The sequence below is a fragment of the Pantoea sp. GM01 genome (genome assembly GCF_000282675.1).
GTDB classification, from domain to species: domain Bacteria; phylum Pseudomonadota; class Gammaproteobacteria; order Enterobacterales; family Enterobacteriaceae; genus Pantoea; species Pantoea nemavictus.
The window spans coordinates 1-11,014 of the sequence record NZ_AKIU01000072.1 but is presented as its reverse complement, the minus strand read 5'-3'; the positions used below and the strand labels follow the sequence as shown (position 1 = coordinate 11,014).

Here is an 11,014-nt window from a genome sequence, read left to right as displayed (position 1 = left end):
CCCCAGCCGATGGCGAACGAAAGTCGCTCAGCGCTTAACTGATCGGCATTACGCGATAAATCGCGCCGCTACGGATAGGTGCACATACCGTAGCGGCGCAATTTATTGCGCGTTACCGAATATTAATCCGCGTCATAACCCAGATTCGGCGCCAGCCAGCGCTCAACTTCGGTCACACTCATCCCTTTACGCGCCGCGTAATCTTCTACCTGGTCGCGTTGAATCTGCGCCACGGCAAAATATTTACTGTCAGGATGACTGAAATACCAGCCGGAAACCGCCGCACCTGGCCACATAGCGAAAGATTCGGTCAGTTTCATACCGGTATTGGCTTCCACATCCAGCAGCTGCCAGATCGGCGCTTTCTCGGTATGTTCCGGACAAGCGGGATAGCCCGGCGCGGGACGAATGCCCTGATAGTTCTCGCGAATCAGCTCTTCGTTGCTCAGATTTTCATGGGCGGCAAAGCCCCAAATCACCTTGCGCACCCGCTCGTGTAGATACTCGGCAAAGGCTTCCGCCAGACGATCCGACACCGCTTTCACCATGATTTTGTTGTAATCATCGTGCTGTTTGTCATAGGCCTCGGCCAGCGCATCCTCTTCAATTCCAGCGGTAACGGCAAACGCGCCGAGGTAATCGGCTTTACCGCTGGATTTCGGCGCCACGAAGTCGGCCAAACAATAGTTAGCAAAGTCGGTTTTCTCGGTCTGCTGACGCAGATGATGGCTCACGCACAGCACCTCGTTGCGGTTCTCATTGCGATAGATTTCAATGTCATCGCCGACGCGGTTAGCCGGAAAAATCCCCACCACGCCGCGAGGATTGAGTGTGCCGCTGGTGCTCAGCATATCCAGCATCGCGTTGGCATCGGCAAACAGCCGCTTTGCCTCTTCGCCCACCACCTCATCTTCCAGGATGCGCGGATATTTCCCCGCCAGCGACCAGGTCATAAAGAATGGCGTCCAGTCGATGTAATTACGCAGCGTTTCAATGTTGGCTTGCACTGCGCTCACGCCGAGACGATGCGGCACCGGCGGCGTATAGCTTTCCCAATCAATGGAGTAGTCGTTATCGCGCGCGGTTTGCAGGCTGACCGGCGGCGTGCGCGGCTTTTTACGTGCATGCTGAATACGCACCGTGTCGTACTCTTTGCGCGTGCGTGCCACGAAATCTTCTTTCAGCGTAGCGGAGAGCAACGATGACACCACGCCCACGGTGCGCGAGGCGTTCTGCACATAGACCGTTGGACCGCTGTAATTCTGCTCAATCTTCACCGCCGTGTGCGCCTTCGAGGTGGTGGCGCCGCCAATCAGCAGCGGGATAGTGAATCCCTGGCGCTCCATCTCTTTCGCCACGTTAACCATTTCATCCAGCGACGGCGTAATCAGCCCAGAAAGCCCGATAATATCGGCGTTCTCGGCAATCGCGGTTTTAAGGATTTTGTCGCTCGGCACCATCACGCCGAGGTCGATAATTTCGTAGTTATTACACTGCAGCACCACGCCAACGATGTTTTTGCCGATGTCGTGCACATCGCCCTTCACCGTCGCCAGCACGATCTTGCCGTTGCTGCGTCCGGCCTCTTTGCTGGCCTGAATGTAAGGTTCGAGATAGGCCACCGCCTGCTTCATCACGCGCGCCGATTTCACTACCTGCGGCAGGAACATTTTGCCCTCGCCGAACAGATCGCCAACCACGTTCATGCCGGACATCAGCGGGCCTTCAATCACCTGGATCGGGCGTTCAGATGCCTGACGCGCTTCCTCGGTATCCAGCTCAATAAACTCGGTGATGCCTTTCACCAACGAGTATTCCAGACGTTTTACCACGTCCCAGCTGCGCCATTCGGCCTGCTGTTTCTCCTGCTCGCCGTCACTTTTACTGCCGCGATATTTCTCCGCCAGCTCCAGCAGGCGCTCGGTGCCATCATCACGGCGGTTAAGAACCACGTCTTCCACAGCGTCGCGCAGCTCGGCCGGCAGATCGTCGTAAATCGCCAGCTGTCCGGCATTGACGATGCCCATATCCATACCGTTACGGATGGCGTAATAGAGGAACACCGCGTGAATCGCTTCACGCACCGGTTCATTGCCGCGGAACGAGAACGATACGTTGGAGACGCCGCCAGATATCATCGCATGCGGCAATTCGCGCTTGATGTCGGCACAGGCGCCGATAAAGTCCATCGCGTAGTTGTTGTGCTCTTCAATCCCGGTGGCAACGGCAAAAATATTCGGATCGAAAATGATGTCTTCTGGCGGGAAACCGACCTCTTCGGTGAGGATCTTGTAGGCGCGGCGACAGATTTCGATTTTGCGCGCGCGCGTATCCGCCTGGCCGACTTCGTCAAACGCCATCACCACCATCGCCGCGCCGTAGCGACGCACTTTCCGCGCGTGCTCAATGAAAGGTTCAACGCCCTCTTTCATCGAGATGGAGTTAACGATGCCTTTGCCCTGAATGCACTGCAGGCCCTTCTCGATGACCTCCCATTTTGAGGAGTCGATCATGATCGGCACACGCGCAATATCCGGTTCACCGGCAATCAGATTGAGGAAGCGCACCATCGCCGCTTCCGCATCCAGCATGCCTTCATCCATGTTGATATCAATGATTTGCGCACCGCTCTCCACCTGCTGACGTGCTACATCCAGCGCTTCGTTGTATTTCTCTTCTTTGATCAGGCGCTTGAACTTGGCCGAGCCGGTGACGTTGGTACGTTCGCCAACGTTGACGAACAGCGAGTCGGCGTGAATGTTGAGCGGTTCCAGGCCCGCCAGGCGACAAGCCACCGGAATCTCTGGCAGCTGGCGCGGCGCAACGCCTTCCACCGCAGCCGCCATCGCCGCGATGTGTTCCGGCGTGGTACCGCAGCAGCCACCGATAATATTGAGGAATCCGGCACGTGCCCACTCACCAATCTGCTCGGCCATAATGGCGGCATCAAGATCGTATTCACCAAAGGCATTGGGCAAACCGGCGTTCGGGTGCGCGGTGACGTAGCCTTCGGCAATGCGCGACAGCTCCGCCACATATTGACGCAGTTCGTCCGGCCCCAGCGCACAGTTAAGACCAAATGACAGCGGCTCGGCGTGGCGCAGCGAGTTATAGAAACCTTCGGTGGTTTGACCGGAGAGCGTACGACCGGAGGCATCGGTGATGGTGCCGGAGATCATCAGCGGCAGCTTAACGCCCATCGCTTCCATCTCGGCCTGCACCGCATAAATCGCCGCTTTGGCATTCAGCGTATCGAACACCGTTTCGATCATGATCAGATCAGAACCGCCAGCGATCAGCGCATGTGTGGATTCGCGATAGGCTTCCACCAGCTGATTGAAGGTGACGTTACGATAAGCGGGATCGTTAACATCCGGAGAGATAGAACAGGTGCGGTTGGTCGGGCCCAACACGCCCGCCACGTAGCGTGGACGATGCGGTGTTTTTGCCGTCCAGGCATCGGCGCTGGCACGTGCCAGTTTGGCGGCTTCGAAGTTAATCTCCGCCGACAGCGCTTCCATCGCGTAATCCGCCATCGCAATGGTGGTGGAGTTAAAGGTATTGGTCTCCAGAATATCCGCGCCCGCGGCGAGATAGGCATCGTGGATTTCGCGAATCACATCCGGCCTGGTGAGCACCAACAGATCGTTGTTACCTTGCAAATCGGACGGCCAGTCGGCAAAGCGGCTGCCACGAAAATCCTGCTCGCTCAGTTTATAACTCTGGATCATGGTGCCCATGCCACCGTCCAGAATCATGATGCGTTGCGCCAGCTGCTGCTGCAGCATTTCTGTTTTGTTGCTCACTGTTGCCCCGTCCACGTCATTGCGTTGGCTAATATGCCAGCCAGACATACTGGCATATCTTTAAGATGAGCAAAAGTCAGCTCAGATGAGACATTTTCAGCCATGATGCCTAACAGATCCGACCAGAAAGCGAACGTTTGCATTCGTACCATTAAAAACGAAAATGGTTTCCATAATTAATGCGATTGTGGAGAAGTTATGGCAACCCCTGCGCCCGTAAAACGCGGCAAGAAACCGCGTGCCACCACCACGACCACCAGCGCGCCCGTTGGCGGGCAAGTTCAATCTCTTACGCGCGGCCTGCGTCTGCTGGAGTTGATTGCCGAATCCCACGGCAGCGTGGCGCTCACCGAACTGGCACAACAGGCCGGTTTACCCAACTCCACCACGCATCGCCTGCTCACCACCATGCAGCAACAAGGCTTTGTCCATCAGGTGGGCGACTTAGGGTTATGGACCATTGGTTCGCACGCCTTTGTGGTCGGCAGCAGCTTCCTGCAGAGCCGCAATCTGCTGGCGATTGTGCATCCTCTGCTGCGCAAGCTGATGGAAGATGCCGGTGAGACGGTGAATCTGGCGGTGCTGGATCTCAGCGATTATCAGGCGGTGATCATCGATCAGGTGCAGTGCACGCAGCTGATGCGGATGTCCGCACCCATTGGCGGTAAGCTGCCGATGCATGCATCCGGCGCCGGCAAAGCATTTCTGGCACATCTGAGCGATGAGCAAGTAACAGCGCTGCTGCATCAAAAAGGTTTGCACCATTACACGCCGAAGACGCTGATTTCGCCGCACAGCCTGAAGGAAAATCTGGCGCTGATTCGTAAGATGGGCTTCTCCCATGATGACGAGGAGCACGCGCTAGGCCTGCGCTGTGTCGCTGCGCCGATCTATGACGAGCATGGCGAACCCTTCGCGGCAATCTCCATTTCCGGCCCGATTGCACGCATGACAGACGACCGCATCACCGAACTGGGTGCGCTGGTGATTCGCGCCGCCAAACAGGTGACGCAAACCTATTCTGGCCGTTAAGCGGCCACCGCAGCATAGCGCGCGCTGAAACGCTGGCTCGCGCGCCAGGCAATCACCTCTTCAATATGCCCTGCGCGGATGCGCGTTTGCAGCGCGCGCCACCAGTTGGGATCAAACAGTTGTGGATGCAGCGCCTGCAGTAATTTACCGGTCGCCGGTTCACTGCATAGCGCATAGCGGAAGGTTTCCGGGAACACGTCATCCGGGCCGACGCTGTACCAGGGTTCGGCCTGCAGTTCATCCTCTTCATAACGCGCCTGCGGTACATCGCGGAACACCAACTCACTCATCGGGCGAATCTCGTCGTAGTCGTAAAACACCACGCGGCCATGGCGCGTCATACCAAAGTTTTTGAACAGCATGTCGCCGGGGAAAATATTCGCCGCCGCCAGCTGGCGAATCGCATCGCCGTACTCGCCAATCGCATGCTGCCGCTGCTCTGGCGTCGCCTGTGCCAGCCACAGATTGAGCGGCTCCATGCGGCGCTCCAGCCACAAGTGGCGAATAATCACCACATCGTCACGTACTTCCAGCTTCTGCGGAATATCGCGCTCAAACTCCGCCATCAGCTCGGCAGGAATACGCGCGCGCGGCAATGCAAAGTGTTCAAACTCTTGCGTATCCGCCATGCGTCCGACGCGATCGTGCTCTTTGACCATGCGATAGCAGTCACGCACCTGCGCATCGGTGACCTCCTTTTGCGGCGCGAAACGGTCCTTAATCACTTTAAATACGCGATCGAAACCCGGCAGCGTGAACACCATCATCACCATACCGCGAATGCCGGGCGCGACGGTAAAATCCTCCTCGCTGTGCGCCAGATAGTGCAGGTATTCACGATAACATTCGGTTTTACCGTGCTTCTGACAGCCAATCGCCATGTAGCGCTCAGCCACAGTTTTGCCCGGCAAAATCGGTTGCAGCCACGCTACCAGAGAAGCAGGCACCGGCGCGTAAACCATGAAGTAGGCGCGCGCAAAGCCAAACACGATGCTGGCATCATCGCTATCGGTCAGACAGGTATCGATCCACAAGCGTCCGGCATCATCACGCTGGATCGGCAACAAGCAGGGCACCATGCCATCATTGAGCTGCAGCCGCGCCACAATCCACGCGGTTTTGTTGCGATAAAACAGCTCGCTAGCGACATCCAGCGTCGCGTTTGCCAGCTGCGCGGCGCCAAACTGCTCATGCAGATGACGCACAATCCAGCCGATATCGCGCGTTTGATCCTGCCACGTTAGGCGCAGCGGCATGTCATTCAGCACCTGACGCAATGTCTCCTGCCAATTCTGCTGCGGGCGATACAGGCGCGACAGCGGGCGCTGTGCAACGGGTGCTGGCGCGTAAGGCTGCGACGGGAAGATAAACAAGCGTTCGGGCGACAAATGGCGGTGGCCCTGTAAGCGGCAATAGACCGAATTGAAGAAGCTCTCGGCAATTTCGTGGCGCGGATAGCCAGGCAGCAGGGTTTCATAATGACTTTTGACGCGCAGCCAGAAAGCTTCATCCCAGTCCGAAGTATCATTGAGAATGCGCAGTTGATTGGCAACCAAGCCAACGTGGTGATCGTAGAGATGAATACGCGCTTTCATCGCCTGCTGCACCGCGTGCCAGTCAGCCTGTTCAAAGCGCTGCTGTGCGCCGGCAGTAATATCCAGAAAGCGACCATACTGCGCGTCAAAACCCTGCAGAATGGTGTGGCCGATTAACGATTCTCTCGGTGTCATTGGCAACGCTCCGGGGGAAACGGTCGCCATAAATGGCGACCCTACAAAGGCAGTATCGGTGTGAGATTAGAACTGCGAGGCTTCGGTGGAACCGGTTAATGCAGTTACTGAGGATTGTCCGCCCTGAATCACGTTGGTGATGCGATCGAAGTAGCCGGTCCCCACTTCCTGCTGATGCGACGAGAAGGTGTAGCCTTTGTCGCGCGCCGCAAATTCCGGCTGCTGCACTTTTTCCACGTAATGCCGCATGCCTTCGCCCTGCGCATAGGCGTGCGCGAGATCGAACATGTTGAACCACATGCTGTGAATGCCGGCCAGCGTAATAAACTGGAAGCGATAGCCCATGTCGCTCAGCGCCTGCTGGAAACGTGCGATAGTGCGATCGTCGAGATTCTTCTTCCAGTTAAACGACGGCGAGCAGTTATAGGCCAGCAGTTTGCCGGGGTACTGCGCGTGAATTGCATCGGCAAAACGCTGCGCCAGCTCGAGATCCGGCGTCGAGGTTTCACACCACAGCACGTCGGCATAAGGTGCATAGGACAGCCCGCGACTGATCGCCTGCTCAATACCTGCGTGCGTGCGGAAGAAGCCCTCGGCAGTGCGCTCACCGGTAATGAATGTCGCATCGCGCGGGTCGCAGTCGGACGTGATCAGATCGGCGGCATCGGCATCAGTGCGCGCAATTAATACCGTCGGCACGTTCATTACGTCAGCCGCCAGACGTGCCGCCACCAGTTTCTGAATCGCTTCCTGCGTCGGTACTAATACTTTGCCGCCCATGTGTCCGCACTTTTTCACTGCCGCTAGCTGGTCTTCAAAATGCACCGCACCGGCACCGGCCTGTATCATCGATTTCATCAGTTCGAAAGCATTGAGCACGCCGCCAAAACCGGCTTCCGCATCGGCCACAATCGGCAGGAAGTAATCGATGAAGTCTTCATCGTCTGGCGAGACGCCGCTGGCCCACTGAATCTGATCGGCGCGCTGGAAGCTTTGGTTGATACGTTCCACCACGTTTGGCACCGAATTCACCGGATACAGCGACTGATCGGGATACATCTGCCCGGCGAGGTTGGCATCGGCCGCCACCTGCCAGCCTGAGAGGTAAATCGCCTCAATGCCTGCTTTTGCTTGCTGCACCGCCTGACCGCCGGTCAGCGCACCGAGGCTATTGATGTAGCCTTTGCTGGATTCGCCATTAAGCAACGACCACAGTTTGGTGGCGCCGCGTTCCGCCAGCGTGCAGGCTGGATTCACCGAGCCGCGCAGGTTGATAACGTCCTCAGCACTGTACGGACGAGTAATGCCTTCCCAGCGTGCATCGTTCCAGCTCGATTCCAGCAGTTTGATCTGTTGCGTACGATTCATAGCCATATCTCCGGGTTCAAGGCAGCAGGCGGTAGCCTGGCAGAGTGAGGAAAGAAACCAGTTGGTTATCGGTGGTGATTTGCGCCATCAGCGCGGCGGCATCCTCAAAACGTCCGTTGCGGCAACGTTCTGCGCCAAGGGTTTGCTGCAACGCAGCTAACTCTTCTTCCAGCAGGCGTTCGAAAAGCGCTACCGTTACCGGCTGACCATCGCTGAGAATCTGTTTGTGATGAATCCATTGCCAGATCGAAGTACGTGCGATTTCAGCAGTGGCGGCATCTTCCATCAGGCCATCAATCGGTACGCAGCCATTGCCGCTGATCCAGGCTTCCAGATATTGCAGCGCCACGCGAATATTAGCGCGCATGCCCGCTTCGGTGCGCTTGCCGCGACACGGTGCCAATAAACGTTCTGCGGTGATTGGCGCATCCTGCTCACGCGTAACATGCAGTTGATTGGGCTTATCGCCGAGCTGTCGGTCAAATGCTTCCATCGCAATGTCTGCCAGACCGGGATGTGCCACCCAGGTGCCGTCGTGACCGTTGCCGGCTTCACGCGTTTTGTCTTCCTGCACCTTCTGCGTTACCCATAAATTGCGTTCCGTATCTTTGCTAGGAATCAACGCTGACATGCCGCCCATCGCCAGCGCGCCGCGGCGATGACAGGTTTTGATCAGCAGGCGGGAATAGGCATCCAGGAATGGTTGGTCCATGCTGATTTGCTGGCGGTCCGGCAGGATGCGATCGGGATGTTGTCCGAGCGTTTTGATGTAGCTGAAGATGTAATCCCAGCGGCCACAGTTGAGCCCAACCACGTGATCGCGCAGTTCCCACAGGATCTCATCCATCTGAAATACCGCGGGCAGCGTTTCGATCAATACCGTGGCTTTGATCGTGCCGCGTGGCAGATCGAAGCGATCTTCACTGAAACGGAAGATCTCACGCCACCATGCCACTTCAGCCGCATGCTCGGTTTTCGGCAAATAGAACCATGGCGCATGGCCCTTCTCCCCCAGCGCTTCAACGTTGTGGAAAAAGTAGAGCGCGAAATCAAACAGCCCGCCGGGAATGGCTCGATCGCGCCACTCAACATGCTTTTCATTCAGATGCAGACCACGTACACGGCACATCAGCAGCGCCGGGTTGGCGCGCAGCTGGTAGATCTTGCCGGTTTCACTGGTAAAGCTCAGCGTACCCTTAACCGCATCGCGTAGCGTCAATTGTCCATCAATCAGCTTCTGCCAGGTCGGTGCCAGCGAATCTTCAAAGTCGGCCATAAAGACGTTGACGTTCGCATTGAGCGCGTTGATCACCATTTTGCGATCCGGCGGACCGGTGATCTCCACACGACGATCTTGCAACAGCGGGGGAATTGGCCGCACCTGCCACTCATTTTCACGAATGGAAGTGGTTTCCGAATTAAATCCAGGTAGTTCGCCTTGGTCGTAGCGCTGCTGGCGTTGCTGGCGTGCTTTCAGCAGACGCTCATGCTCAGGTGCAAAACGCACCACCAGTGAATGGATAAAATCGATCGCTTCCGGGGTAAGCAGCTGCTTTTCCGCGTGGGTAAAGGGCTGGCTAAAGGTTAGCGTATTGCTGATAACCGAGTCTGTCATGCGGGCTGCCTCCTGAGTTGATCCATCGTCTAACGATAGGATCCGGATGTAGGGTGTTTTTTAACCTGCAAGATCAGAGCATAATGGTTTTTATTTTATTTTCAAAAACTATTTCCATTTTTATATTAGATGGCATTTATGACATTGATATTTGTATAATTTAATTCATCGAATTAAAGGCAATAGATTCCACTAGATACAGAAGGCAAAAAAAAACCGCGATAGCTTTCGACTATCGCGGCAGGATAAAACGAGGCGTTGGATTTATTCGAGCGTGGGATTCATACGACGCAGATCGAACGGCGTGATCTGATAAACGTAGTAGTTGAGCCAATTCGAGAACAGCAGATTGCCATGGCTGCGCCAGGTGGCGCGCGGTGGCAGTTCAGGATTGTCCTGCGGGAAGTAGTTGAACGGCACTTCCGGATGTAAGCCCGCATCATAATCACGATGATATTCGCCAGAAAGCGTCAGCGCATCATACTCAGGATGGCCGGTAACAAATGCTAAGCGCTTGTCTTTACTCGCCATCAGGTAGGCGCCAGTAGATTCCGCTTCGGCGAACAGCTCGAGATCGGTGTAGTCACGAATTAACTGGCTGGGGAAATCTGCATAGCGTGAATGTGGCGCCAGGAAAGTGTCGTCAAAACCACGCGTTAGCAGTGCATGCGGATGAAGGATCTGATGCTCATAAACACCGGATAATTTGTTCTGTCGCGTCTGCTTAGGAATGCCATACAGAATGTTTAATGCCGCCTGTACCGCCCAACAAACAAACAGCGTCGATGTGACATGTTCGTTTGCCCAGTGCAGCACGCGCTGAATCTGCGGCCAGTAGGCTACATCATTGAAATCAACCAGTCCCAGCGGGGCACCGGTGACAATTAGCCCATCGAAATTATCGTTTTGGATGTCTTCAAAGTTGCAGTAGAAGTTGTTCAGATGCTCGGTCGGGGTGTTGCGCGACTCGCGGCTATCAATACGCAGCAGCTGTACGTCAATCTGCAGCGGCGAGTTTGATAACAGCCGCAGGAACTGGTTTTCCGTCTCGATCTTCTTTGGCATCAGGTTAAGAATCAGCACTTTAAGTGGACGAATTTCCTGAACACTGGCGCGCGATGACGTCATGACAAAGACATTTTCATCACGTAAAAAATTCACTGCCGGTAATTCGTCGGGAATTCTGATTGGCATAACCTGCTCACCTCTTTCTTACAACCGTATAAACGTTTAGACATCCAGATGCCCGACATTAGCCTGGTATGCTGTGAATGTCGAGTCTTCATGCGGTTTATGAAAATGTTTCAGCTTTAGGTGGAAATTGGGACGAAGAGCAGCAAGATTATTAATATTTGATGGGTTATTGGGTAGTATGATCTGGTTTTTGACTATTTAGCTGTAATTTTCGCTGAAAATTGCACTAAAACACTGCATCTTTATAGAAATATAGACGTAAAAAAGCC

Annotated in this window: 6 protein-coding genes; 1 reads left to right on the top strand and 5 read right to left on the bottom strand. The window is 55.3% G+C overall.

The genetic code is table 11. The annotated features are described in order from the left end of the window. Window positions 1-122 precede the first annotated feature (122 nt). Window positions 123-3,806: a methionine synthase gene (gene metH, locus PMI17_RS19540; protein ID WP_036621923.1), complete on the bottom strand. Its 3,684-nt coding sequence runs from the start codon at window positions 3,804-3,806 to the stop codon at window positions 123-125. A 198-nt stretch (window positions 3,807-4,004) separates the two neighbouring features. On the opposite strand from metH, the gene iclR reads away from it, so the two are divergent. After that, window positions 4,005-4,838: a glyoxylate bypass operon transcriptional repressor IclR gene (gene iclR, locus PMI17_RS19535; RefSeq protein WP_007891835.1), complete on the top strand. Its 834-nt coding sequence runs from the start codon at window positions 4,005-4,007 to the stop codon at window positions 4,836-4,838. Here the strand turns inward: iclR and aceK are convergent. The 4 genes from aceK to metA all read right to left on the bottom strand — a co-directional run bounded on the left by aceK (window position 4,835) and on the right by metA (window position 10,745). Continuing rightward, complete coding sequence (aceK, locus tag PMI17_RS19530; RefSeq protein ID WP_007891834.1) at window positions 4,835-6,568, bottom strand: bifunctional isocitrate dehydrogenase kinase/phosphatase; 1,734 nt, start codon at window positions 6,566-6,568, stop codon at window positions 4,835-4,837. The two genes, iclR and aceK, sit on opposite strands and share 4 nt — an antisense overlap. A 66-nt stretch (window positions 6,569-6,634) precedes the next feature. Next, the gene (gene aceA / locus PMI17_RS19525; RefSeq protein WP_007891833.1) at window positions 6,635-7,936 is read right to left on the bottom strand and encodes an isocitrate lyase; all 1,302 of its coding nucleotides are present in this window, start codon (window positions 7,934-7,936) and stop codon (window positions 6,635-6,637) included. A 16-nt stretch (window positions 7,937-7,952) separates the two neighbouring features. Further along, window positions 7,953-9,551: a malate synthase A gene (aceB, locus tag PMI17_RS19520; RefSeq protein WP_007891830.1), complete on the bottom strand. Its 1,599-nt coding sequence runs from the start codon at window positions 9,549-9,551 to the stop codon at window positions 7,953-7,955. A 264-nt stretch (window positions 9,552-9,815) separates the two neighbouring features. Beyond that, window positions 9,816-10,745 carry a homoserine O-succinyltransferase gene (gene metA / locus PMI17_RS19515; protein WP_007891827.1) on the bottom strand — a complete coding sequence of 310 codons (930 nt, stop codon included), beginning with the start codon at window positions 10,743-10,745 and terminating at the stop codon, window positions 9,816-9,818. Window positions 10,746-11,014: the final 269 nt, after the last annotated feature.

What these genes read in the sequence shown, in the direction of transcription:
- iclR (WP_007891835.1), top strand. Translation starts at nt 4,005, where the DNA reads ATGGCAACCCCTGCGCCCGTAAAACGCGGCAAGAAACCGCGTGCCACC.
- aceK (WP_007891834.1), bottom strand. Translation starts at nt 6,568, where the DNA reads ATGACACCGAGAGAATCGTTAATCGGCCACACCATTCTGCAGGGTTTT.
- aceA (WP_007891833.1), bottom strand. Translation starts at nt 7,936, where the DNA reads ATGAATCGTACGCAACAGATCAAACTGCTGGAATCGAGCTGGAACGAT.
- aceB (WP_007891830.1), bottom strand. Translation starts at nt 9,551, where the DNA reads ATGACAGACTCGGTTATCAGCAATACGCTAACCTTTAGCCAGCCCTTT.
- metA (WP_007891827.1), bottom strand. Translation starts at nt 10,745, where the DNA reads ATGCCAATCAGAATTCCCGACGAATTACCGGCAGTGAATTTTTTACGT.